The organism is Lactobacillus sp. (assembly GCF_051873315.1).
GTDB lineage: Bacteria > Bacillota > Bacilli > Lactobacillales > Lactobacillaceae > Lactobacillus.
Genome location: NZ_JBJEES010000068.1, coordinates 1 through 24,143, shown reverse-complemented (window position 1 = coordinate 24,143; position 24,143 = coordinate 1). Strand labels below are relative to the sequence as shown.

The window sequence follows — 24,143 nt, the reverse complement described above, 5'->3', positions numbered from 1 at the left end:
AAAAAGCAAGTCCAGAAACGGACTTGCTTTTACTTTGTCTAAAATTAAAATTCTTCTAAAGCCAGGGAGGCATCTTCCCAGGCCTGGGTAACTTGGCTGATCTTTTCCTGGACAGCAGTCAAGTCTTCCTGCAAAGGCCCCAGCTTGCTGAAGTCGGCAGCGATAGCCGGGTCAGCCATGGCCTGCTGGATTTCTTGTTCCTTGGCCTCCAGCTTTTCCAGGTCTTTTTCTGCCTGGGCAACCTGCCGCTCCAGTTTCCGCTTTTCAGAGTCCCGCTTTTTCTGCTCCTGGTAGGAGAGCTTGTTTTCGCTGACTGCCTTGATGGTTGGCTTTTCTTCAGCAGCAGCTTCTTGGGCGGCGGCTTCTTCCTTGGCCTTTTCGTTCAAGTAGTAAGTGTAGTTGCCTTCATAGATCTTGGCGTGGCCGTCTTTAGCAACGACGATCTTGTTGGCTAGTTCGTTGATGAAGTAGCGGTCGTGGGAAACGAAGAGGAGGGTGCCGTCGTAATCGTCCAAAGCTTTTTCCAAAACTTCCTTGGCGTCCAGGTCCAAGTGGTTGGTTGGTTCGTCCATCAAAAGGAAGTTGTTGTGCTCCATGGACAAGACGGTTAGAGTCAAGCGGGCTCTTTGCCCCCCGGACAGCTGGCTGACCTGCTTGTCGATATCTTTGGCCGTGAACAAAAAGCTGGCCAGGATCGACCGGATGTCTTTTTCGTTCATGTCCTTGTGCCGGTCCCAAATGGTGTCGATCACGGTCTTAGAGTAGTCCAAGACCTGCAGTTCCTGGTCATAGTAGCCAATATCCAGGCTGGCCCCGTACTTGATTGAGCCAGCTTTAACCGGCAGCTGCTTCATGACGGTCTTTAAAAGGGTGGACTTGCCGATCCCGTTTTGCCCAATGATGGCCACCCGGTCGCCCTTGTTGATCTGGAAGGAGATGTCTTTAAGCATGGTCTTGTCTGGATAGCCAACGGCCAGGTCCTTCAAGATCAAGACTTCCTTGCCGGATGGCCGGGCGCTGTCAAACTTGATCCGGACTTTTGACTTGTGCTTTGGCGGGTCGACCAGTTCCATCTTCTCCAGGGCCTTGCGCCGGCTTTGGGCCTGCTTGGTAGTGGAGGCGCGGACGATGTTCTTTTGGATGAACTCTTCCTCGCGCTTGATTTCTTCCTGCTGCTTTTCATAAGCGGCTTCCTGTTGCTGGTCGCGGAGTTCTCTCTGGGCTAAGTACTGGCTGTAGTTGCCTTTAAAGACAGTCAGCTGGCCATGCTGGAGTTCAAAAATCTGCGTGGCCAGGTGGTCTAAGAAGTACTGGTCGTGGGAAACCGTCAGGATGGCACCTGGATAGTTCTTAAGGAAGGCTTCCAGCCAGTCCAAAGTATCCAGGTCCAGGTAGTTGGTCGGTTCGTCCAAAAGCAGGAGCGGGGGCTTCTTCAAAAGCAGCTTGACGAAGCTGAGCCGGGTCTTTTCCCCGCCGGACAGGCTGGCAATCTGCTTATTCCAGGTCGCTTCCGGGAAGTTGAAGCCGTTGAGCATGCTCTTGATTTCGGCTTGATAAGTGTAGCCGCCGGCTTGTTCAAAATTGTACTGGGCCTGGTCCAGGCGGCGGAGAAGCTCCTCGTCTTCCGGGTGGTCGGCGATGGCATACTGCAGCTTTTCCAGCTGCTGGCCCTGGTCGATCAAGGGCTGGAAGACCGTCAGCATCTCTTCCCAGATCGACTTTTCTTCGTCAAAGTCGTGCTCCTGGGCGATGTAGCCGAGTTCGATCCCCTTGTTGACGGTAAATTCGCCCTGGCTGGCCTCCTGGCGGCCGGTCATGATCTTTAAAAGGGTCGTTTTCCCGGCCCCGTTTGGTCCGACCAGACCGATCCGGGCATTGTTTTCAATTGAAAAGTTAACCTTGCTGAATATAGGAGCAGCCCCGAAGCGTTGCTCCAAATTGTGTCCTTGTGCTATTATCATATTTTTTCACCTTGAAACATTGTACCATGCAAAGGCCCGGCTGACGGCTCTGGCAATGATTTTCAGCAGATTTTTCCTTTCTTTCCCAGCTTTAAAAAGAGCCAGGCTCCTTCAATTGATTTGTGAAAAAAATCGATGAAAAGGATTTTATGGCAAATATTGTGAAAATATGACTTGCCAAAGGCTAGTAAAAACGGGTATCATAATAGATGATTGATTACAGATTCACATTCACAAATAACTAATCAGACGGAGGCATCTTTTATGAACAACAAATTTAGAATTCCCAAGGCTACTGCCAAAAGATTGCCGCTATATTACCGCTACTTGCTTCTTTTGAATGATGAAGGCAAAGACAAGGTTTCTTCAACTGAACTGGCTGAAGCCGTCCAAGTCGACAGCGCTTCAATCCGCCGGGACTTTTCCTACTTCGGCGCCCTGGGCAAGCGGGGCTACGGCTATGACGTCAAGAACCTGCTCAGCTTCTTTAAGAAGATCCTCAACCAGGACACTTTGACCAACGTTGCCCTGGTCGGAGTCGGCAACCTGGGCCACGCTCTTTTGAACTACAACTTCAAGCGCAGCAACAATATCAGAATTTCCTGCGCCTTTGACATCAACCCGGAAATCACTGGCAAGATCACCCAAGGGGTGCCGGTCTACTCAATGGATGAAATGAAGCAGCAGATCGCTGACCAGCAGATCCGGATCGCCATTTTGACCGTTCCCCAGGCTACGGCCCAGAAGACGGCTGATGAAATGATTGAAGCCGGGATCAAGGGGATCATGAACTTTACCCCGATCCGCCTGTCCGCCCCAAACGGGGTCCGGATCCAAAACGTCGACCTGGCTACCGAATTGCAGACCTTGATCTACTTCCTCGACTCTGACGAAATGATTAAAAAGCAGCTGGAAGAGCGGAAGAAGGCCATGGACAACACGAATAAATAAGGAAAACAGCACTTTTTAGCACTCTCGCCTAAAAAGTGCTATTTTTCTCTTGCCTTTTTTGGAAAAAGGGATTATTATCATAGTTGTAAGTTAGCACTTGATCAAGATGAGTGCTAAAGAATTTCTAAAGACAATTAATTTCAGGAGGGAATAACGTGTTACAACCAATTGGAGATCGCGTGATCGTTGAAGTTAAAGAAGCTGAAGAACAAACCGTTGGTGGCATCGTACTTGCTTCCAACGCTAAGGAAAAGCCAACGCAAGGCAAGGTTGTTGCCGTAGGCGGCGGCCTGTACGCTGAAGATGGCAGCAAGCTTCCTATGACCGTCCAAGAGGGCGATGAAGTTTTATACGATAAGTATTCTGGCACCAAGGTCAAGTACGAAGGCAAGGAATACTTAGTCCTTCATGAAAAAGACATTTTGGCAATCGTTAAGTAATTTAAGGAGTGCAAATTAAAAAATGGCAAAAGACATTAAGTTTTCAGAAGACGCAAGACGTTCACTTTTAAACGGGGTTGACAAGTTGGCCAACACGGTCAAGACGACTTTGGGGCCTAAGGGCAGAAACGTCGTTTTGGAACAAAGCTACGGCAACCCGACGATTACCAACGACGGCGTGACGATCGCCAAGGCAATTGAACTGGAAGACCACTACGAAAACATGGGGGCCAAGCTGGTGGCTGAAGCTGCTTCAAAGACCAACGACATCGCCGGTGACGGTACGACCACTGCCACTGTTTTGACCCAAGCTATCGTGCAAGAAGGCATGAAGAACGTGGTTGCCGGTGCCAACCCAGTTGGCATCCGCCGCGGGATCGAAAAGGCTACCCAAGCAGCCGTTGACCAATTGCACAAGAACAGCCACGAAGTTTCCAGCCGGGACCAAATCGCCCAAGTTGCTTCAATTTCAAGTGCTTCAAAGGAAATCGGCGACTTGATCGCTGAAGCCATGGAAAAGGTCGGCAACGACGGCGTCATCACTATTGAAGACTCCCGCGGGATTGAAACTGAACTGAGCGTGGTTGAAGGGATGCAATTCGACCGCGGCTACCTGTCCCAATACATGGTAACTGACAACGACAAGATGGAAGCTGACTTGGATAACCCATACATCTTGATTACTGACAAGAAGATTTCCAACATCCAAGACATCTTGCCAATGCTGCAAGAAATCGTGCAACAAGGCCGCGCTCTCTTGATCATCGCTGACGACGTGACTGGCGAAGCTTTGCCAACTCTTGTTTTGAACAAGATCCGCGGTACCTTCAACGTTGTTGCCGTTAAGGCTCCTGGCTTTGGTGACCGCCGCAAGGAACAACTGGCTGACATCGCTGCTTTGACTGGCGGTACGGTTATTTCTGAAGACCTGGGTCTGGAACTCAAGGACACCCAGCTCAGCCAATTGGGTCAAGCCCGCCGGGTAACCATCACCAAGGACTCAACTACTATCGTTGACGGCTCTGGTGACAAGGAAGCCATCCAAGAACGGGTTGACACCATCAGAAAGCAAATCGAAGACACCAGTTCAGACTTTGACAAGAAGAAGCTGCAAGAACGTCTGGCCAAGCTGGCTGGCGGCGTAGCCGTAATCCACGTCGGCGCTGCTACTGAAACTGAACTCAAGGAACGCCGCTACCGGGTAGAAGATGCCTTGAACGCTACCCGCGCAGCTGTTGACGAAGGCTACGTAGCTGGTGGTGGTACTGCCCTGGTCAACGTTGAAGAAGCCGTTAAGGCAACCAAGGGTGACACTGCTGATGAACAAACCGGGATCAACATCGTGGCCCGGGCCTTGACCGCTCCAGTTCGACAAATCGCTGAAAACGCCGGCAAAGAAGGCTCAGTCATTGTTGACCACCTGCGCAAGGCTGACCCGGAAGTCGGCTACAACGCTGCTGAAGACAAGTATGTCAACATGATCGACGAAGGGATCATCGACCCAACCAAGGTGACCCGGTCAGCTCTGCAAAACGCCGCTTCAATTGCTGGTCTTTTGCTGACCACTGAAGCAGTTGTGGCAGAAATTCCGGAAGACAAGCCTGAAGCAGCCCCTGCTCAACCAGGCATGATGTAAAATACTGAAATTTAACACACACAAGAATTACTGTAAGAAGGGTCCAGCTCAAAGCTGGGCTCTTTTTGCGTGCAAGACAGGGCAAGCAGGCCGGTGAAATGCTGTATAATTGAAAGCATACGATAAGCGAGGGAGTTTTTATGCCAAGAAAAGCCACGACTCCAATGATGGAGCAATATTACCAGATTAAAGACCAGTACCCGGATGCCTTTCTCTTCTACCGGGTGGGGGACTTTTATGAACTGTATGAAGATGATGCCGTCAAGGGATCACAGATTTTGGAACTGACTTTGACCCACCGGTCAAACAAGTCGGAAAACCCGATTCCCATGGCCGGGGTGCCTCACATGGCGGTTGATTCTTACGTCAACACTTTAGTGGAAAAAGGCTACAAGGTGGCCATCTGCGAGCAATTGGAAGACCCGAAGAAGGCCAAGGGGATGGTCAAGCGGGGGATCATCCAGCTGGTTACCCCCGGCACTAAAATGGCCCAGGGGCCAGACGACAGCCAGGAGAGCAACTACTTGACCAGTGTCGTCGAAAAGGCAGGCGGCTACGGTCTGGCTTACAGCGACCTGTCGACCGGGGAGATTTTTGCCACCCACGTTAAGCACTACACGGAAGTGGTCAATGAACTCTTGTCTTTGCGAACCCGGGAAGTCGTTTTTGCTGGCAACCTTAGCGCCAGCGACCGGGACAGCTTGCAAAAGGCCAATATCACCGTGTCTGAGCCGGCTGAGCTGGAGGGAGAGCACGCGGAAATTTCCTACGTCCAGCAGAAACTGACTGATTCTTTGGAAAAAGCTGCCGTTCGCCAGCTGGTCGTCTATCTTTTGGCCACGCAGAAGCGGAGCCTGGCCCACCTGCAGGTGGCGGAAAGCTTTGAAATCGGCCAGTATTTGCAGATGGCCAACACCGTCCAGCGGAATCTGGAACTGACCCAGTCAGCCACGACTGGCAAGAAGCAGGGGTCACTCTTCTGGGTTTTGGACAAGACCACCACGGCCATGGGGGGCCGGCTTTTAAAGCAGTGGCTGAGCCGGCCGCTTTTGTCTTTAGACCGGATCACCCAGCGCCAGCAGATGGTTCAAGCCCTTTTGGACGACTACTTTACCAGGGAAAACATCGTTGACTCTTTAAAGGGAGTCTACGACCTGGAGCGGTTAAGCGGCCGGGTGGCTTTTGGCAATGTCAACCCCCGCGAGCTTTTGCAACTGGCGAAAAGCCTGGAGGCGGCCAAGCCGATCATCCAGGCCTTAGCCGAATCAGGCAATCCGGACCTGGAAAAATATGGGCAAGGCATTGATCCGCAGAGCGAACTTGCTGAAAGCATCACTAATTGCTTAGTTGACCAGCCGCCGATTTCCGCTAAAGATGGTGGCATTATCCGGGCCGGGGTCAGCGAGGACCTGGACAAGTACAGGGAAGCCATGAATGGCGGGAAAAAGTGGCTGGCCCAGATGGAAATGGAAGAGCGGCAAAGAACCGGGATCGACAATCTGAAGATCGGCTACAACCGGGTCTTTGGCTACTTCATCCAAGTAAGCAAGGGCAATGTCTCTAAAGTGCCCCAGGACCGCTACACCAGAAAGCAAACCCTGACCAATGCCGAGCGCTACATCACTCCGGAATTAAAAGAACACGAAAACTTGATCCTGGAAGCTGAGAGCCGGTCAACCGACCTGGAATACGAGCTCTTCAGCCAGCTGAGAGAGGCCGTCAAGGCCCATATCCCGGCCTTGCAGGAACTGGGCCGGAAGCTGGCCGCCCTGGACGTTTTCGTGGCCTTTGCTCAGGATGCTGAAGAGAAAAATTACTGCCGGCCAAGTTTTTCCAGCAAAAACGAAATTGCCGTTAAAAACGGCCGCCACCCGGTCGTTGAGGCAGTTTTGCCAGCGGGCTCCTACATCCCTAACGACCTGGTCATGGATGAAGACACCAGCATCTACCTCATTACTGGGCCAAACATGTCCGGGAAGAGTACCTATATGCGGCAGCTGGCCTTGATCGCCATCATGGCCCAGATTGGTTCCTTTGTGCCGGCCGACAGCGCCGTGCTGCCAATTTTTGACCAGGTCTTCACCCGGATCGGGGCAGCTGACGACCTCTATTCCGGCAAGTCCACCTTCATGGTGGAAATGAGCGAGGCCAATGATGCCCTCCAGCATGCCTCCAGCCGGTCCCTGGTCCTCTTTGATGAAATCGGCCGGGGGACGGCCACTTACGATGGGATGGCCCTGGCCGGGGCGATCATCAAGTACCTGCACGACAAGGTCGGCGCCAAGACCCTTTTTGCCACCCACTACCATGAACTGACTGAACTGGATGAAACCTTGCCGCACTTAAAGAACATCCACGTTGGGGCAACAGAAGAAAACGGCAAGCTGATCTTTTTGCACAAGATTCTGCCCGGACCAGCTGACCAGTCTTACGGGATCCACGTGGCCAAACTGGCCGGCCTGCCGCGGGCTGTTTTAAGAGAGGCCTCCAGCATGCTCAAGCGCCTGGAAGCAGAAGGGGCCCGGGAAATCAACCCAAGCAGCCAGCAGCTGGACCTCTTCAGCCCGGTGGAAGTGGTGGAAGAGAACCCGCTTAAGGAAGAGCAGGAGGAACTTTTGGACGAGATCAGCCAGGTCAACTTGAATGAAAAGACGCCGCTGGAAGTCATGCAGCTGGTAGCTGACTGGCAGCAGGCCTTGAAGGAAGAATAATGGCGAAAATTCATGAACTTTCAGAAAATCTGACCAACCAGATCGCGGCCGGGGAAGTTATTGAGCGGCCGGCCAGCGTGGTCAAGGAACTGGTCGAAAATGCGATTGATGCTCAGGCCAGCCGGATCAGGGTTGAAGTTCAGCATTCGGGCTTAAAGCAGATCTCTGTGCAAGACAATGGCAGCGGGATTGCCCCGGACCAGGTTGACCTGGCCTTTATGCGGCACGCGACCAGCAAGATTCAAGACGAACGCGACCTGTTCAATATCGCGACCTTGGGCTTTAGAGGGGAAGCCCTGGCTTCAATTGCCGCCGTGGCCCATGTGGAAATTTTGACTTCAACCGACGGGCAGACAGCGACCCGGGCAGCTTTTGCCGGTGGGGTGAAAAAGTTCCAGGAAGATGCCGGCAGCGCCAAGGGTACCAAGATCACGGTCGGGGACCTTTTTTACAACACTCCGGCCCGGCTGAAATATCTGAAGAGCCCTAAGACAGAACTCTTGAAGATTGTGGACATCGTCAACCGGATCGCCCTGGGCCACCCGGAAATCAGCCTGACCTTGGCCAGCGACGGGAAAGTCTTGCTCAGAACGCCCGGCAACGGCAACTTAAAGCAGGACGTGGCCAATATTTATGGCCGCAAAGTCGCTGAAAAAATGCTGACGGTGGAAAACGAGGACCCGGACTTTACCCTTTATGGCCTGGTGTCAGAAGCAGACCTGACCCGGTCATCCCGCAACTTTATCTCAATTCTGCTTAACGGCCGTTATATCAAGAACTACCAGCTCTCCAGTGCCCTTTTGGACGGCTATGGCAACAAATTAGGGGGCAAGTACCCGATCGCGGTTTTGGCGATTGAGGCAGATCCCCTTTTAGTCGACGTTAACGTTCACCCGACTAAAGAAGAAGTCCGCCTGTCCAAGGAAAAAGAGCTCAGTCGCTTGATCACCAGTGCCGTTACTGATGCCTTGCTGGATGAAGACGAGGCCAGCCCGCTTTTTCAGCTGACTCCTTTTAAAGACAAGACCCAGCTGGACCAATTGGAATTCAACTTAAAGCCAAACGTGGTCGACACCCGCCGGCCAGACGACTTCCAGCTGGAAGTCCCCCAAGTGGCTGAGCCGGAAAGCAAAACAGATAAAACTGATAAAGCAGATAAAAAAGAAACAAAGACAGAGACAAAAACAAAAGAAGCAGATAGCAAAGAAAAAACTTCTGCTCCGGAATACGTGGACTTAAACCAGGTCAGAGAAGACGACCAGTACGTCTTAACCAAGACCTGGGACCAGCATGTCAAAGAGCAGACGGCTCTTTCGCCTTTTGAGGGCGGGGAAGAAAAAGCCAGTCCCGTTATTTCAAAAGGCGACCAGCTTTTAAGGCAGCACCTGCCGGCCCTTAGGCTTTTGGGCCAGATGGGCGGATATCTTCTGGCTGAACACGGAGGCGACCTTTACCTCGTTGACCAGGTGGCGGCCAGAAGACGGCTGGAATACGACCAGATTTTAGCCAGTCTGGAAAAAGAAGAGAACTACCAGCAAGGCTTGCTTGAGCCTTTGGTCTTTGACTTCAGCGTCTATGACTACCAGAAATTAAAAGACCAGTTGCCTCTTTTGCGCCAGCTGGGCCTGGAGATGGAAGACTTTGGCCAAAATACCCTCTTGATGCACTCTTACCCAACTTGGCTGAAAGGCGAAGTCACCGTGCAGGTAAGGGAGCTCTTGGACCAGCTCTTGTCCAGCCGGGAAAGCGATGGAAAAAGTCTCTTGAAGCTGGTGGCGGCTAAGGCGGCAGAAAGCAATGTTTCCCGCCGGGTCAATTTAACCGGCGCTGAAGCGGCTGACTTGCTGCTCCGTTTGCAGACAGCCAGTGACCCTTACCGGGATGCCAGCGGGCAGGTTGCCGTCGTCCGCTTGAGCCAGAATGATTTAAGCAAGCTTTTTAAGAAAGGGAAGTGACAAAACTAGATGTACGAGTATTTTGAGGGCACCATTACCGTGGTTAACCCGGCCTATGTCGTCATTGAAGTGGCCGGAATCGGCTACCGGATCTTGACCCCGACCCCTTATGCCTACCGGGAAGGGGAAAAGGTCCGGATCTACGTTGAACAGGTTGTCCGGGAAAACGGAATGACCCTCTACGGCTTCAAGAGCCAGCAGGACAAGGGCCTCTTCAACAAGCTTAATGAAGTTTCCGGGATCGGCCCCAAGTCGGCTTTGGCCATCATGGCCGCCGAAGACAACGGAGCGCTGGCTTCAGCCATTGAAAGCGGCGAAGTTTCCTACCTGACCCGTTTTCCTGGGATCGGCAAGAAGACGGCTTCCCAGATCGTCCTGGACTTGCGGGGGAAGATGGGCAACTATGTGGCTGAAAACCTCTTTACCGAAGACGAGCCGGTCAAAAGTACTTCCCCGGCTTTGGAAGACGCCCTCCTGGCCCTTGGGGCTTTGGGCTACAGCCAAAAAGAAGTTGACCGGATCAAGCCCAAACTGGAGAAATTGCCGGAAATGTCCGCTGACGAATACATCAAGCGGGGCTTGGGCTTTTTGCTGAAGAAATAGGGGGTAAAGGAAGATGACGGAAGAACATTTGACCAGCCAGGAAGCCGCGGAAGGTGAAGAAGCGGTAGAACTTTCCTTACGGCCCCAGCTGCTCAGCCAGTATATCGGGCAAGGGCATGTCAAAAAGGACATGGAAGTCTACATCCAGGCTGCCCGCCAGCGTGACGAGGCCTTAGACCATGTCCTCCTTTACGGCCCGCCGGGTCTGGGTAAAACCACCCTGGCCTTTGTCATTGCCAATGAATTAGGCGTCAACTTAAAGAGTACCAGTGGTCCGGCCATCGAGCGGGCCGGGGATTTAGTAGCCCTGTTAACCGACCTTGAGCCCGGGGATGTCTTGTTTATCGATGAAATCCACCGCCTGGCCAAGCCGGTTGAAGAAGTCCTTTACTCAGCCATGGAAGACTTTTACATTGATATCGTGGTTGGGGAAGGGCAGACAACTCATGCCATCCACCTGCCTCTGCCGCCTTTTACCTTGATTGGGGCAACCACCCTGGCCGGGCAGTTGTCGGCGCCACTGCGCGACCGCTTCGGGATCGTTGAGCACATGCAGTACTACCAAGTTGAGGACTTGGAAAAAATCATCCTCCGCTCCAGCGAGGTCTTTCACACCAAGATTTCCCCGCAAGCCGCCCACGAACTGGCCCGCCGGTCCCGGGGAACGCCCCGGGTGGCCAACCGCCTTTTAAAGCGGGTGCGGGACTTTGCTGAAGTCAAGGGAGAAAAAGAAATTTCCCTGGAAACGACGGCCATGGCCTTAAAGCAGCTGCAAGTTGACAGCGCCGGGCTGGACCAAACTGACCGCAAGCTCTTGCGAACCATGATCTTAAGCTATGGGGGCGGCCCGGTCGGAATCAGGACCCTGGCTTCCAACATTGGGGAAGACCGGGAGACGATCGAATCCTTGTATGAGCCCTATCTTTTGCAAAATGGCTTTATCGTTATGACTCCAAGGGGCCGGGTGGTAACCCAGAAGGCCTACCAGCAGTTGAATTTGCCCCTGCCTGGTGAGGAAGAATAGCAAAAAAGACCAGTTTACAGTATAATGTTCGTTAAAGCCTTTTGGCATCTGCCAAAAAGCAGCAAATTGATTTTATGAGGTGGATAATTTGAATACTTTTGCATTAGCCGCAGCCAATGGCGGTGCTGGCAGCAGCATTTTCATGCTGGTTATGCTGGCCGTTTTGTTTGGTTTTACTTACTTTACCATGATCAAGCCGCAAAAGAAGCAGCAACAGCAGCGCCAGGAAATGATGAACCAGCTCAAGAAGGGCGACAGCGTGGAAATGGTTGACGGCCTGCGCGGCAAGATTGACTCAATCAACGACGCTGACAAGACCATCGTCTTGGACGCTGACGGCATTTACCTGACCTTCTCCAGACTGGCGGTCAGAACTGTTTTGAAGCAAGCTGACGCAAGTGAAGCAGCTGAAGAAGCAAAGCCAACAGAAGACAAGGCTGAAGCAACTGAAGAAGCAAAGCCTGAAGCTCCAGCAGAAGCTCCGTCCGAAGACAAAGACAGCCAAGAATAAACGAACAAAGCGTTCCTTCGGGGACGTTTTTGTTTTGCCTGCGCCAATTAATTGCTAAAATAGTTAGTAGTTGATTTTTTAGAGGTACTATAATGAACAATATTCCAACAGTAATGATCCTTTTCGGCGGCAGCGGCGACCTGGCCCACCGCAAGATCTATCCGGCCCTGTTCAATCTCTACCGCCGGAATGTCATTCACGACAACTTTGCCGTTATCGGCACTGCCCGGCGGCCCTGGTCACATGAATACCTGCGTGAGCAGGTGGCCCAGGCTGTCCATGAAAGCTGGGAAGAGGTCGATGAAGCACAGCTGACGGAATTTGCCAGCCACTTTTACTACCAGTCCCACGACGTAACCAACGTTGAACACTACGTGACTTTGAAGCAATTGGCCCAGGAACTGGACGAGCGCTATGAATGCGGCGGCAACCGCATCTTCTACATGGCTATGGCCCCAAGCTTCTTTGGGACGATTGCTGAACACATTGCCGACCAGCACTTGACCGGGACCGGCTTCAACCGCCTGGTGGTTGAAAAGCCATTTGGGACTGACCTGGCCAGCGCGGAAGTCTTGAACCAGCAGATCCGCGGCTCCTTTAATGAAGACCAGGTCTTCCGGATCGACCACTACCTGGGCAAGGAAATGGTGCAGAACATCCTGCCTCTGCGTTTTGGCAACTCCTTGATCAAGCGGATCTGGAATGCCGGCGCGGTTAAGAATGTCCAGGTTACCTTGGCTGAACGGCTGGGCGTTGAAGCCCGGGGCGGCTATTATGATAACTCAGGGGCCCTAAGGGACATGGTTCAGAACCACATTATGCAGATCATCACCCTTTTAGCCATGCCAGAGCCAAAAGACTTGTCTGACAAGGCCATCCACGCGGCTAAAGAAGAACTTCTGGAATCTTTAGTTATCCCTGATGAAAAAGCTGTCAGCGAGAACATCATCCGCGGCCAGTACCTGGGGACGGAAACCACTTTTGAATATGTCAAAGAGCCTAACGTGGCGGAAGACTCCAAGACTGAAACCTACGTGGCTGGCCGCCTGGAATTTACCAAGGGGCCTCTGGCTGGCGTCCCGGTTTACTTCAGAACTGGCAAGGAAATGCGGGAAAAGAAGACCCGGGTGGACGTAGTCTTTAAGGATGAAGCTGGCTTGTACGACGATAAGGCCAAGACCAACGTGCTGACCATTGAGATCGACCCGGTCAACCAGGTCTACTTCCGCTTAAACGGCAAGACTGTTGCTGGCGGTGACCTGCGTCTGGAAAGATTGCGCTACCGCTACAGCGAAGATGAACAAGCTGAAGTGCCAGATGGCTATGAGCGCTTGATTCACGATGTCTTCGTCAACGATTCCACCAACTTTACCAAGTGGGAAGAACTGAAGCAGTATTGGAAGTTCGTGGACGCGGTAGAAGCTGCCTGGCAAAAGGCAAACGCTGCCGGCGAAAAGCCAGTCAAGTACCGGCCCTACTGCATGGGACCGGACACCAGCAAGATTTTTGCTGATCCTGAGGACGGCTGGATCTACAAGTAATGGCCGACATTGACCTCTTGCCCAGGAACGATTTTTCCCGCCGGATTATCCACCTGGACATGGACGCCTTCTACGCTTCAGTTGAGATGCGGGACCGGCCGGAATTGGCGAATAAGGCAGTCGTGATTGCCCGGGATCCCAGGAAAACGGGTGGCCACGGCGTGATCGCTACCGCCAACTACCGGGCCAGAAAGTACGGGGTTGGGTCAGCCATGCCGGCCGCCCAAGCTGTCAAGCTGATTCCAGCTGAAGAATTGGTTTTCGTTGAGCCCGATTTTGCAAAATACCGCCGGGTTTCCGGGCAAGTGCATGACTTAATGCACGAACTGACCGACCAGATCGAAAGCGTGGCGCTGGATGAAGCATATATGGACGTGACCCAGAGCAAGATCCCCGGCAAAAGCGCCCTGGAATTGGCCAGCTACCTGCAAGAGCAGATTTTCCGCCAGCTGCATTTAACCTCATCTTTCGGGGTCAGCTACAATAAGTTTTTGGCCAAGATGGGGTCAGAATACGCCAAGCCTTTTGGCCGCACTTATATTGCCCCGGACCGGGCCCAGGCCTTTTTGGACAGGCAGGAAATCAAGAAATTCCCCGGCATCGGCAAGAAGACCCAGGAGCGGCTAAAAGAAGCCGGCGTTTTGATGGGCCGCGATCTCAGAAATTACGGGCTCAGCCGCCTTTTGAAAGACTATAAGAAGTTTGGCTACTACATGGCCCTGCATGCCTACGGAATCGACTTAAGCCCCGTCCAGGCCTCCAGGCAGCGCAAGTCACTGGGCAAGGAGCGGACTTTTGAGCCGGTGATTTACGACCAAGACCAGGCTGAAGGCTACTTGAAGGATTTCAGCCAGACGGTGGCGGCTGAACTGAAGCAGAGAAATCTTTTGGCCCGGGTGGTCGTCTTAAAGGTCCGTGACCGCAATTTCAAGACCATCACCCGCCGGCAGAAGGTCCAGCCGACCAGTGACCCGGAAATTTTTTACCAGCTGGCTAAGGAGCTCCTGGCCAAGGAACCGGAATTTCTGGCTGAAGGCATCCGCCTCTTAGGCTTGTCAGCTGGCGAACTTGAAGAAACACATTTTCAGGAAATCAGTCTTTTTGCAGATGAATAGCTAAAAGGCTGATTTTTTGCTAAAATAAAATTTTGAACTCATAAGGCAGAAAGGACCCCGCGATGAACACTTTTGACGAAATTTTCAGTAAGATTAAGCAATATCCGACCATTATCCTCCACCGGCACACCAATCCCGACCCGGACGCTATCGGCTCCCAGGCTGCTTTAGCTAAGAGCCTGCGCCTGCAGTTCCCGGACAAGAAGATTCTCTGCACCGGGGAAAATGACGTCGGTGACCTGGACTGGATCAACACCATGGATGAAGTCAAGGATGAAGACTACCAAGGCGCCTTGGTGATCACGACCGACACGGCTAACACGCCGCGGATCTCTGACCAGCGCTACCGGATGGGGGATTACCTGATCAAGATTGACCACCACCCGGATGTTGACCCATATGCTGACATGTCTTACGTTGACTCAAAAGCCGCCGCTGCCTGCGAAATCATCGCTGACTTTATCGAAGCAGAAGGCCTGCCCCTTAACCGGGAAATCGCCCTGGCTCTTTACGCCGGCATCATCGGCGACACTGGCCGCTTCATGTACGACGCGACCAGCGCCCACACTTTTGAAGTAGTATCGCGCTTGATGAAGACCGGGATCGACATCTCCCAAATCGCCAGAAACGAAAGTGAAGTAACCTTCCAGCAGGCCAAGCTGCAGAGCCTGGCGCTGGAAAAAATGCAGCTGGACGACAGCGGCCTGGTTGCTATTGCCGTAATTACCCAGGCAGACTTAAAGGCACTGGGCGTTACCCAACCGCAAGCTTCAGTCACTGTGTCAACCCCGGGCCGGATCAAGGGGATCCTAACCTGGCTGGTCATCGTGGAAAAAGAAGACGGCACTTACCGGGTTCACTACCGGTCAAAGGGCCCTTACATCCACAAGCTGGCTGAAGCCCACGACGGGGGCGGCCACGAACTGGCCTCAGGGGCAACTGCCCACGACCAGGCGGAAATCGACCAGATTTTCCAGGAATTAGTTGAAGTAACCAAGAAATACAAGGAAGACCATGAATAACATTTTTTCTGACACGCGCTTAAGAAGCGAAATCCGCCAGGGCCTGGCCAAGATCGGCTTTACCAAACCGACTCCGGTCCAAGAAAAAGTCATCCCGGCCATGCTGAAAGAAGAGAGCGTGATCGTGCAAGCGGCCACGGGGAGCGGGAAGACTCACGCCTACTTGATTCCGATTTTAAACTCCATTGACGAAGACGCCCGCTATGTGCAAGCTATCGTCACGGCCCCAAGCCGGGAACTGGCTGACCAGCTCTACCGGGTAGCCCGCCAGCTAAGAGATGCCTCTGGCTTGAACATTTCCATTGCCCACCTGGCCGGGGGCAGCGACCGGGACCGGCAGATCGCCAGATTTGAGCAGAACAAGCCCCAGCTGGTTATCGCCACTCCGGGCCGGCTTTTGGACTTTGCTGACAAGAAGATCCTGCTTTTGGACCAGGTCAAGAACTTCGTCATCGACGAAGCTGACATGACCCTGGACCTGGGCTTCTTGGGCGACGTGGACAAGATTGCCGCCCGTCTGCCAAAGGACGTGGTCATGTCCGCCTTTTCAGCTACGATTCCGGTCAAGCTGACCAACTTTTTACGGAAGTACATGGCCAAGCCGGAAGAAATCGTGATCGACAACCCGGCCGTTATTGCCCCAACGATCAAGAACGACCTCTTGGACATCGGCAGCAAGGACAGAAAGAAGATCGTCTACAAGCTTTTGACCATGGGCCAGCCTTACTTGGCCTTGGTTTTTGCCAATACCAAGCAGATGGTCGACGAACTGGCTGACTACCTGGCCAAGCAAGGGCTCAAGGTGGCCAAGATCCATGGCGGCATTACCGAAAGGGAAAGAAAGCGGACCCTACGGGAAGTCCGGGCCGGCCAGTACCAGTACGTCGTAGCCAGTGACCTGGCTGCCCGGGGGATCGACCTGCCTGGCGTCAGCCTGGTCATCAACTACGAGATTCCCAAGGACCTGGAATTCATCATCCACCGGATCGGCCGGACTGGCCGGAACGGCCTGCCGGGCCACGCCGTGACTTTGGTCAGAGAAGAAGAGATGAACCGGGTCGGGGCCTTGGAGCACATGGGCGTCCACTTTGACTTCGTGGAAATCAAGGACGGGGCACTCGCTCCGCGGACCCACTACCGCCGCCGGGACAACCGGACTGCCTCAAACCGCCAGCTTGACCCCCACATGAAGGGCGTGGTCAAGAAGGTCAAGTCCAAGCGCAAGCCTGGCTACAAAAAGAAGATCAAGCAGGCTATCCAAGAAGATAACCGCAAGAAGCGGAAGATTGAAGCCCGGCATGAAATGCGCCACCAAAAGCGCCTCCGTAAGCGCAAGCGCGAACAAAACCGTTGACATTTTTTCTCTAAGTAGTAAAATTAGTGACGTTTAAGATATGTTTTCTGTCCAGCCGATTCAAAGAGAGAACCGGCAGCTGGGAAGGGTTTATCGCTGGCCAGAAAATGCTCCTTAAAGTGATCAATTTAAGATAATCAAGAGGTAACAAGCATTGTTGCAATCAAGGTGGTACCGCGTCTAGAGCGTCCTTGAATCAAGCAAACATGCTTGTTTTTTGTATTTTTAGGAGATTTTGATGAAAAAGTTAAACAGTTCAGAATTTCGGCAAATGTTCCTCGACTTTTTTGCTGAACACGGCCACATGGTCATGCAGTCAGCCAGCCTGATTCCAAAGGATGACCCGACTTTGCTCTGGATCAACTCCGGGGTGGCAACCATGAAGAAGTACTTCGACGGCTCAGTCGTGCCAAAGAACCGCCGGATTACCAGCTCACAAAAGTCAATCAGAACCAACGACATTGAAAACGTCGGCAAGACTGCCCGCCACCAAACCTTGTTTGAAATGCTGGGCAACTTCTCAGTTGGTGACTACTTCAAGGAAGAAGCTATTCCTTGGGCTTGGGAATTTTTGACCAGTCCTGACTGGCTGGACCTGGACAAGGACAAGCTTTACGTGACTGTTTACCCTAAGGATACCGAAGCTCACCGGATCTGGCATGAAGTAGTCGGCCTGCCGGAAAACCACATCGTGCAATTGGAAGACAACTTCTGGGACATCGGTGAAGGCCCATGTGGTCCTGACTCAGAAATCTTCTACGACCGCGGCCAGGAAAACAATGACGTGCCAGAAGATGACCCTGAAAACTACCCAGGTGGTGAAAACGCCCGTTACCTGGAAATCTGGAACATCGTCTTCTCAGAATTCAACCACCTGCCAGATGGCAGCTACGTTGAACAGCCACACAAGAACATCGATACCGGGATGGGTCTGGAACGTGTCCTTTCCATCCTGCAAGATGCACCGACCAACTTTGAAACCGACCTCTTCCTGCCAATCATCCACGCTACTGAAGAAATGAGCGCGGGCAAGAAGTACGGCGCAAACAAGGCTGACGACACTTCCTTCAAGATCATCGCTGACCACATCCGGGCCATTTCCTTTGCCATCGGTGACGGGGCTTTGCCAGGCAACAACGGCCGCGGCTACGTTTTGCGCCGGCTTTTGCGGCGGGCAGCCTTGAACGGCCGCAAGCTGGGCATCGATGGTGCCTTTCTTTACAAGCTGGTGCCAGTTGTCGGCGACATCATGAAGAGCCACTACCCAGAAGTCAGCGACCAGGCAGAATTTATCAGCAAGGTTGTCAAAAACGAAGAAGACCGCTTCGGCGCAACTTTGGAAGCCGGCTTGACTTTGCTGGATGACTTGATTGACAAGGCTGAAAACAGCGAAGACAAGACCATCTCCGGCAAGGATGCCTTCAAGATGTTCGACACTTACGGCTTCCCTTACGAATTGACGGTTGAAGCTGCTGAAGACAAGGGCCTCAAGGTTGACAAAGCAGGCTTTGACGCTGAGATGGAAGCACAAAAGGAACGTGCTCGCAAGGCCCGGGGCAACCTGCAATCCATGGGTTCACAAGACGAAACCTTGATGGAAATCAAGGACAAGAGCGTCTTTGAATACGGGGTCTACGAAGAAGAAAGCAAGCTGGTTGACATCATCGTTGACGACAAGCTGGTTGACAAGGCTGACGGCGAAAAGGCAACCTTGATCTTCGACAAGACGCCATTTTACGCTGAACGGGGCGGCCAGGTGGCTGACCACGGTGACATCTACGATGAAGAAGGCAACCTGGTTGCCCGGGTAGTTGACGTGCAGCACGCGCCTAACGACCAGAACCTGCACTTCGTTGACGTGATCTTGCCGCTTGAAAAGGGGCAGACCTATAAGCTGAAGATTGACCGCGCTCGCCGGGAAGGCCTGCGCCACTCACACTCAGCTACCCACCTTTTGCACGCTGCCCTGCGGCAAGTTTTGGGTGAACACACCCACCAGGCCGGGTCAGTCGTTGAACCAGACTACTTGAGATTCGACTTCACTTCCCTTGACCCAACCACGCCAAGAGAACTGAAGAACGTTGAAAAGATCGTCAACGAAAAGATCTGGGAAGCAATTCAGGTCAAGACCACGGAAACTGATCCGGAAACTGGTAAGAAGATGGGCGCTTTGGCCCTCTTTGACGGCAAGTACACCGATAAGGTCAGAGTCGTGCAAATGGATGACTTCTCCATCGAATTCTGCGGGGGTACCCACTGCGACAACACCTCCCAAATCGGCGTCTTCAAGATCATTTCTGAACAAGCCATCGGTGCCGGGGTCAGAAGAATTGAAGCCGTAACTTCCAAGCTGGCTTACGAATACTTAGCCGGCCGCTCAGACATCCTGGACCAGATCCAGGCTGAAGTTAAGGCTACTAAGGCAGATGGCATCCAAAGCAAGATTGCCAGCCTGCAAGAAGAACTCAGAAGTGCTGAAAAGCAAAATGCCGCTTACGAAGCACAAATCAACGCTTCCAAGGCCGGCAAGATCTTTGACCAAGTCAAGACGGTTGGCGACTTGACGGTTATCGCCACGATTGCTGACGTCAAGGGGATGAACGACTTGCGGGAAATCGCTGACCAATGGAAGAGCGAAGGCAAGTCTGACGTCTTGATCCTGGGCGCTAAGTCAGAAGACAAGGCCAACATGCTGATCAGCCTGGGCCAAAAGGCCCTGGACAAGGGCCTGAAGGCCGGCGACTTGATCAAGAGCGTGGCAGCCATCTTCGGCGGTGGCGGCGGCGGCCGGCCAAACATGGCCCAAGCCGGCGGCAAGAAGCCTGAAGGCCTGCAGGATGCCATTGACGCTGCAGTCAGCCAGCTGGACTAATTAGGCTAAATAATTGAGTTAAGGAAAATTTTTAAGTAGAATAGACAAAAGAGGGGGAATAACAATGAGTTCGCTTGATAAGACGATGCACTTTGATTTTAACCAGAATAAGGGAAAGAACATCCGCGACACTCTGGAAGACGTATACAAGGCCCTGGAAGAAAAGGGCTACAGCCCGATCAACCAAATCGTGGGTTACCTGCTTTCAGGCGACCCAGCGTACATCCCACGCCACAACGACGCCCGGAACCTGATCTTGAAGCACGAACGCGATGAAATCATCGAAGAACTGGTCAAGAGCTACCTGGGCAAGGACAAGTAATGCGCCTGCTGGGTTTGGACGTCGGCTCCAAGACCATCGGGGTGGCCGTCAGCGACCCTTTGGGCATCACCGCCCAGGCAGTGATGACGATTCCGATTGATGAAGACCGGCACAATTTCGGCATGCGGTCCTTAAAGAAGCTGGTCCGTGAGTATGACGCGGACGGCTTCGTCCTGGGCCTGCCCAAGAACATGGATGGAACGGCCGGCCGGTCGGTCAGCCGGAGCAAGGCCATGGGCGAGCGCCTGGAGCAGAAGTTCGGCTTGCCAGTCTACTATGACGATGAACGCTTGACGACCGTGGCCTCGGAGAGGATTTTGGTTGAAGAGGCGGGAATGCATGATCGCCGGCAGCGCAAGGAGGTCGTTGACCAAATGGCAGCTGTGTTGATTTTGCAGAACTATTTGGATTTACAGCGAAAGGAATAACTATGGCTTTTGAAGTTAGCGCCGAAGATCAAGACAGACAACTGACCTTGATCGATGAAGACGGCAACGAAGAATTATTTGAAGTATTGTTTACTTTCCATTCTGACGACAATGACAAGTCCTACATCCTGCTTTACCCGGCAGCTGTAGAAGATGACGACGAAATTGAAGTCCAGGCTTTCAGCTACGATGCCGACGAAGACGGCGACGTAACCAGCAGCGACCTGCACGAAATCACCTCTGACGCTGAATGGGACATGGTTCAAGGGGTGCTCAACACCTTCCTTGAAGATGACCGTTTGAGCGGCGACGATTCTGCAGAATAAGAAAGAAGCGGGTGCTTAGCCCGCTTTTTTTGTTAGGAAAAAATTTTTAGACAAAATTACTGAGATGATGAATCACAAAATTTTAGACATACTGGAATACCAGGAAATTACCAGCCGCCTGGCCGACCAGGCGATAACGGCCCCGGCTAAAAGCAAGGCCTTAAAGCTTCAGCCGGCCAGCGACCGGGAGACGGTCAGCCGGGCCTTAAGCGAAACCAAGGCCTTGGTTGATTTGGACCGGATCAAGGGCCAGCTGCCCTTGACCGACTTTCAAGATGTTGAGCCAAGCCTCAAGCGTTTAAAGGTCAAGGCCGACTTGAACGCCCTGGAATTAGGCAATATCCTGCTGATTTTCACCCTGGCCCAGGAAAGCAGCCGCTTTGTAGAAGACGCGGAAGAAAACGAAACTTTGGATTTGGCGGCAATTGATGCCTTGCTGGAGGGGCTGGAACTGCCGGATGACCTTTACCGGCGCCTGCGCACTTCTTTGACTTATGACGGGGAAGTCCTGGATACCGCTTCAGCTGACCTGGCCCGTCTGCGCCACGGCCGCTTGGCAACCGAAGCGGAAATCAAGGAAAAGATGACCGCCTACACAAAGGGCAAGAACGGCCAGTACCTGTCAGAACAGATCGTGACTATCCGGGATGACCGTTATGTCATTCCGGTTAAGCAGGAATACCGTAACAAGTTTGGCGGGGTGGTCCATGACCAAAGTGCCTCCGGCCAGACCTTGTTTGTCGAACCGGCCGCCATCCTGCCCTTGAACAACCGCCTGCAGAACCTGCTGGCTGAAGAGCGGCAGGAAGTTCGCCGGATTCTCCACGAATTATCTTTGGACGCCAGAGAAGAGATGGAGGCCATCAAGCGGGTGGCCGCGGCTTTAAGCGAATTGGACTTCCTCCAGGCCAAGGCAAAATTAGCCAAGCAAATGCGGGCCAGCCAGCCGCTTTTATCTGCTGACCAGTCCTTTAAGCTCCTGGGGGCGCGTCACCCCTTAATCGATCCAGACAAGGTTGTGGCCAACGATATCGCTTTGGGCCAGGACTTTGACACGATCTTGATCACCGGGCCCAACACGGGTGGTAAGACGATCACTTTGAAGACGGCAGGGCTGCTGCAGCTGATGGCTCAATCCGGCCTCTTTATTCCGGCTAATGAAGGTTCCAGCGTGGCCGTTTTTGACCAGATCTTTGCCGACATCGGGGACGAACAGTCAATCGAGCAGTCGCTGAGTACTTTTTCATCCCATATCAACGACATCGTGGCGATCATGAAGCGGGTCAGTGACCAAAGCCTGGTCTTGATCGACGAAATCGGGGCCGGGACCGATCCAGAAGAAGGGGCCAGCCTGGCAATCTCGATTTTGGACTTCTTCAGAAAGAAGGGGGCCAAGATCATCGTCACGACCCACTACCCGGAACTCAAGCTCTATGGCTACAACAGAGAGCGGACGACCAACGCCTCCATGGAATTTGACATCAAGACCCTGTCGCCAACCTACCGCCTGCAGATGGGGATCCCGGGCCACAGTAACGCCTTTGCCATTGCCCGCCGTTTGGGCATGCGGGAAGACGTGGTAGTTGGGGCTGAGAAGCTGATGAGCAGCGATGATTCTGACATCAACCACATGATCGACGAATTAAACAAGCAGACTAAACTGGCTACGGAAAACAAGCAGAAGCTGCAGGCCAGCCTGGACCGGGCCAAGCAGCTGGAAAAGAAGCTGCAGGATGCCTTGGACATCTACAACCAGCGGGTCCAAAAGCAGCTGGACTTTGCCCAGGACCGGGCCAACGAAATTGTGGCCAAGAAGCGCAAGAAGGCCGACAAGATTATTGCCGAGCTGGAAGAAGCCCGCAAGGAAGGGATGCAGGTCAAGACCAACCAGCTGATGGACGCCAAGGGCGAATTCAACCAGCTGGCCAAGCAGGAGGCCAACTTGGCCAAGAACAAGGTCTTGCAAAAGGAAAAGAAGCGCCACCATGTCCAGGTGGGTGACAAGGTCAAGGTTCTGTCTTACGGGCAGACCGGGACGGTCACCAAGAAGCTGGGCGAGCATGACTATGAGGTTTCCCTGGGCCGGATCAAGCTCAAGGTGACCGACAGAGACATCGACAAGCTGGCCGCCGGACAGAAGCAGCAGGCCCAAAGACGGGCTACTTCCGCCTCCCGGTCCAGCCGGGCCCACAGCTCACTGGATTTACGCGGGCAGCGCTATGAGGAAGCCATGGTTAATTTGGACCGGTACTTTGACACCATTCTTTTGTCCGGTCTTAGCACCGTCACCATCATCCACGGGATTGGGACCGGGGCTATCCGGCAGGGAGTCCAGCAGTACCTCAAGCGCAACAAGCACGTGAAGGCCTACAGCTACGCGCCAGCCAATGAAGGCGGGACTGGGGCCACGATCGTGACCTTAAAGTAGGCAAGTTACTTGCAAAAAGTAAGTAGATCTAGTAAACTTAAAACATCAAGTAGAAAATAATGTTTTTAAGATTAATGATTTGAGGTATTTACATGGTAGATGCAATTACTGACGCAACTTTTGAAGAAGAAACCAAGGATGGCGTAGCTCTGGTTGACTTTTGGGCAACTTGGTGCGGCCCTTGCCGGATGCAGTCACCAGTCATCGAAGCTTTGGCTGAAGAAAGACAAGACGTTCACTTCACCAAGATGGACGTAGACGACAACCCGGAAACGGCCAAGAACTTTGGCATCATGGCCATCCCAACCCTCTTGATCAAGAAGAACGGGCAAGTAGTTGACCGTTTGACTGGCTACACTCCAAAGGAAAAGCTGAACGAAATTCTTGACCAGTACGCTGACTAAGAAATAAAAAATCGAATAGAAACAAAAATACCAGAGCCGTTGGCTCTGGTATTTTTTATATATTCTTTTATCTAGCCCAATCTTCTGGCTTGCTAGAAGAAAGCAGTGATCTGGACGGTCTGCTTCTTGTCGTCAACGCTGATTTCAGCTTCAGCTGACCGGCCCCGGTTTTGTTCAACCGCTTCGGCGATCATCCCGCTCTCCAGGGAGAATTCCCGGCTGCCGGCAGCCAGGCGGTCGCTGATTGGCTGCCCGCTCAAGGAGAAGATGACTGAGGAGCGGCGCTCCTTGACGATGGTCAAATCGCCAAATTCAGCCATCTTGAAGAATTCGCTTAAGTCTTCAAATTCACTGAGGGCATATTTGCGGGTGATCCGCTTGCCGGCCCAGTAAAGAATCGCCGGCGTGTCCCCGCCTAAAATCGTTGGCAACAAGAAGTCGCGGTATAGTTGATTGACAAAGTATACGTGTTCGTTGTGTTCTGACATAATCCTCATCCTTATTCGCTGTTTTCATTCTACCCTAAATATTACAGGATG

Annotated in this window: 20 protein-coding genes; 18 read left to right on the top strand and 2 right to left on the bottom strand. The window is 52.8% G+C overall.

The genetic code is table 11. The features are described 5' to 3' along the window. Positions 1 to 44: 44 nt before the first annotated feature. Positions 45 to 1,961 carry an ABC-F family ATP-binding cassette domain-containing protein gene (locus tag ACI32D_RS04370; protein WP_439775417.1) on the bottom strand — a complete coding sequence of 639 codons (1,917 nt, stop codon included), beginning with the start codon at positions 1,959 to 1,961 and terminating at the stop codon, positions 45 to 47. A 264-nt stretch (positions 1,962 to 2,225) separates the two neighbouring features. Between ACI32D_RS04370 and ACI32D_RS04365 the strand changes: the two genes are divergently transcribed. The 18 genes from ACI32D_RS04365 to trxA all read left to right on the top strand — a co-directional run bounded on the left by ACI32D_RS04365 (position 2,226) and on the right by trxA (position 23,604). Further along, the gene (locus ACI32D_RS04365; protein WP_439775416.1) at positions 2,226 to 2,912 is read left to right on the top strand and encodes a redox-sensing transcriptional repressor Rex; all 687 of its coding nucleotides are present in this window, start codon (positions 2,226 to 2,228) and stop codon (positions 2,910 to 2,912) included. Between the two features lie 155 nt (positions 2,913 to 3,067). After that, on the top strand, positions 3,068 to 3,352 hold the full coding sequence (gene groES, locus ACI32D_RS04360) for a co-chaperone GroES (protein ID WP_270449034.1): 285 nt from the start codon (positions 3,068 to 3,070) through the stop codon (positions 3,350 to 3,352). Between the two features lie 22 nt (positions 3,353 to 3,374). Further along, complete coding sequence (gene groL / locus ACI32D_RS04355) at positions 3,375 to 4,988, top strand: chaperonin GroEL (RefSeq protein ID WP_439775415.1); 1,614 nt, start codon at positions 3,375 to 3,377, stop codon at positions 4,986 to 4,988. A gap of 140 nt (positions 4,989 to 5,128) precedes the next feature. Further along, a complete protein-coding gene (gene mutS / locus ACI32D_RS04350; protein WP_439775414.1) occupies positions 5,129 to 7,699 on the top strand; it encodes a DNA mismatch repair protein MutS in 2,571 nt (856 codons plus the stop codon). Further along, on the top strand, positions 7,699 to 9,654 hold the full coding sequence (gene mutL / locus ACI32D_RS04345; protein WP_439775413.1) for a DNA mismatch repair endonuclease MutL: 1,956 nt from the start codon (positions 7,699 to 7,701) through the stop codon (positions 9,652 to 9,654). The genes mutS and mutL overlap by 1 nt, the downstream gene beginning before the upstream one ends. 9 nt (positions 9,655 to 9,663) lie before the next feature. After that, positions 9,664 to 10,257, top strand: coding sequence for a Holliday junction branch migration protein RuvA (gene ruvA / locus ACI32D_RS04340; protein WP_439775412.1), 594 nt, complete (start codon positions 9,664 to 9,666; stop codon positions 10,255 to 10,257). A gap of 13 nt (positions 10,258 to 10,270) precedes the next feature. Further along, a complete protein-coding gene (ruvB, locus tag ACI32D_RS04335; protein WP_003615731.1) occupies positions 10,271 to 11,281 on the top strand; it encodes a Holliday junction branch migration DNA helicase RuvB in 1,011 nt (336 codons plus the stop codon). An 88-nt stretch (positions 11,282 to 11,369) separates the two neighbouring features. After that, complete coding sequence (yajC, locus tag ACI32D_RS04330; protein WP_439775435.1) at positions 11,370 to 11,792, top strand: preprotein translocase subunit YajC; 423 nt, start codon at positions 11,370 to 11,372, stop codon at positions 11,790 to 11,792. A gap of 92 nt (positions 11,793 to 11,884) precedes the next feature. Next, the gene (zwf, locus tag ACI32D_RS04325) at positions 11,885 to 13,333 is read left to right on the top strand and encodes a glucose-6-phosphate dehydrogenase (protein WP_439775411.1); all 1,449 of its coding nucleotides are present in this window, start codon (positions 11,885 to 11,887) and stop codon (positions 13,331 to 13,333) included. Then, entirely contained in the window at positions 13,333 to 14,448 is a 1,116-nt protein-coding gene (dinB, locus tag ACI32D_RS04320) for a DNA polymerase IV (protein ID WP_439775410.1), read from the top strand. The genes zwf and dinB overlap by 1 nt, the downstream gene beginning before the upstream one ends. A gap of 62 nt (positions 14,449 to 14,510) precedes the next feature. Then, positions 14,511 to 15,470: a DHH family phosphoesterase gene (locus ACI32D_RS04315; RefSeq protein WP_439775409.1), complete on the top strand. Its 960-nt coding sequence runs from the start codon at positions 14,511 to 14,513 to the stop codon at positions 15,468 to 15,470. Continuing rightward, positions 15,463 to 16,824 carry a DEAD/DEAH box helicase gene (locus ACI32D_RS04310; RefSeq protein WP_439775408.1) on the top strand — a complete coding sequence of 454 codons (1,362 nt, stop codon included), beginning with the start codon at positions 15,463 to 15,465 and terminating at the stop codon, positions 16,822 to 16,824. Before ACI32D_RS04315 ends, ACI32D_RS04310 begins: the two co-directional genes overlap by 8 nt. 238 nt (positions 16,825 to 17,062) lie before the next feature. Next, entirely contained in the window at positions 17,063 to 19,696 is a 2,634-nt protein-coding gene (alaS, locus tag ACI32D_RS04305; protein WP_439775407.1) for an alanine--tRNA ligase, read from the top strand. A gap of 64 nt (positions 19,697 to 19,760) precedes the next feature. Then, on the top strand, positions 19,761 to 20,018 hold the full coding sequence (locus ACI32D_RS04300; RefSeq protein WP_002876574.1) for an IreB family regulatory phosphoprotein: 258 nt from the start codon (positions 19,761 to 19,763) through the stop codon (positions 20,016 to 20,018). Then, positions 20,018 to 20,446 (top strand): Holliday junction resolvase RuvX, encoded by a 429-nt coding sequence (gene ruvX / locus ACI32D_RS04295; RefSeq protein ID WP_439775406.1) that lies wholly within the window; start codon positions 20,018 to 20,020, stop codon positions 20,444 to 20,446. The genes ACI32D_RS04300 and ruvX overlap by 1 nt, the downstream gene beginning before the upstream one ends. Positions 20,447 to 20,448: 2 nt before the next feature. Then, on the top strand, positions 20,449 to 20,772 hold the full coding sequence (locus ACI32D_RS04290; protein ID WP_002876576.1) for a DUF1292 domain-containing protein: 324 nt from the start codon (positions 20,449 to 20,451) through the stop codon (positions 20,770 to 20,772). Between the two features lie 67 nt (positions 20,773 to 20,839). Further along, on the top strand, positions 20,840 to 23,200 hold the full coding sequence (locus ACI32D_RS04285; RefSeq protein ID WP_439775434.1) for an endonuclease MutS2: 2,361 nt from the start codon (positions 20,840 to 20,842) through the stop codon (positions 23,198 to 23,200). Positions 23,201 to 23,292: 92 nt separating this feature from the next. Beyond that, complete coding sequence (gene trxA, locus ACI32D_RS04280; RefSeq protein ID WP_439775405.1) at positions 23,293 to 23,604, top strand: thioredoxin; 312 nt, start codon at positions 23,293 to 23,295, stop codon at positions 23,602 to 23,604. A gap of 92 nt (positions 23,605 to 23,696) precedes the next feature. Here trxA and ACI32D_RS04275 read toward each other — a convergent pair whose 3' ends face one another. After that, a complete protein-coding gene (locus ACI32D_RS04275) occupies positions 23,697 to 24,092 on the bottom strand; it encodes a YslB family protein (RefSeq protein ID WP_439775404.1) in 396 nt (131 codons plus the stop codon). Positions 24,093 to 24,143 lie beyond the last annotated feature (51 nt).

Coding starts and splice junctions, on each gene's coding strand:
- ACI32D_RS04275 (WP_439775404.1), bottom strand. CDS start 24,092: ATGTCAGAACACAACGAACACGTATACTTTGTCAATCAACTATACCGC.
- ACI32D_RS04365 (WP_439775416.1), top strand. CDS start 2,226: ATGAACAACAAATTTAGAATTCCCAAGGCTACTGCCAAAAGATTGCCG.
- alaS (WP_439775407.1), top strand. CDS start 17,063: ATGAAAAAGTTAAACAGTTCAGAATTTCGGCAAATGTTCCTCGACTTT.
- zwf (WP_439775411.1), top strand. CDS start 11,885: ATGAACAATATTCCAACAGTAATGATCCTTTTCGGCGGCAGCGGCGAC.
- dinB (WP_439775410.1), top strand. CDS start 13,333: ATGGCCGACATTGACCTCTTGCCCAGGAACGATTTTTCCCGCCGGATT.
- mutS (WP_439775414.1), top strand. CDS start 5,129: ATGCCAAGAAAAGCCACGACTCCAATGATGGAGCAATATTACCAGATT.
- groL (WP_439775415.1), top strand. CDS start 3,375: ATGGCAAAAGACATTAAGTTTTCAGAAGACGCAAGACGTTCACTTTTA.
- mutL (WP_439775413.1), top strand. CDS start 7,699: ATGGCGAAAATTCATGAACTTTCAGAAAATCTGACCAACCAGATCGCG.
- ruvB (WP_003615731.1), top strand. CDS start 10,271: ATGACGGAAGAACATTTGACCAGCCAGGAAGCCGCGGAAGGTGAAGAA.
- ACI32D_RS04290 (WP_002876576.1), top strand. CDS start 20,449: ATGGCTTTTGAAGTTAGCGCCGAAGATCAAGACAGACAACTGACCTTG.
- trxA (WP_439775405.1), top strand. CDS start 23,293: ATGGTAGATGCAATTACTGACGCAACTTTTGAAGAAGAAACCAAGGAT.
- ruvA (WP_439775412.1), top strand. CDS start 9,664: ATGTACGAGTATTTTGAGGGCACCATTACCGTGGTTAACCCGGCCTAT.
- ACI32D_RS04315 (WP_439775409.1), top strand. CDS start 14,511: ATGAACACTTTTGACGAAATTTTCAGTAAGATTAAGCAATATCCGACC.
- ACI32D_RS04370 (WP_439775417.1), bottom strand. CDS start 1,961: ATGATAATAGCACAAGGACACAATTTGGAGCAACGCTTCGGGGCTGCT.
- ACI32D_RS04310 (WP_439775408.1), top strand. CDS start 15,463: ATGAATAACATTTTTTCTGACACGCGCTTAAGAAGCGAAATCCGCCAG.
- ACI32D_RS04285 (WP_439775434.1), top strand. CDS start 20,840: ATGAATCACAAAATTTTAGACATACTGGAATACCAGGAAATTACCAGC.
- ruvX (WP_439775406.1), top strand. CDS start 20,018: ATGCGCCTGCTGGGTTTGGACGTCGGCTCCAAGACCATCGGGGTGGCC.
- ACI32D_RS04300 (WP_002876574.1), top strand. CDS start 19,761: ATGAGTTCGCTTGATAAGACGATGCACTTTGATTTTAACCAGAATAAG.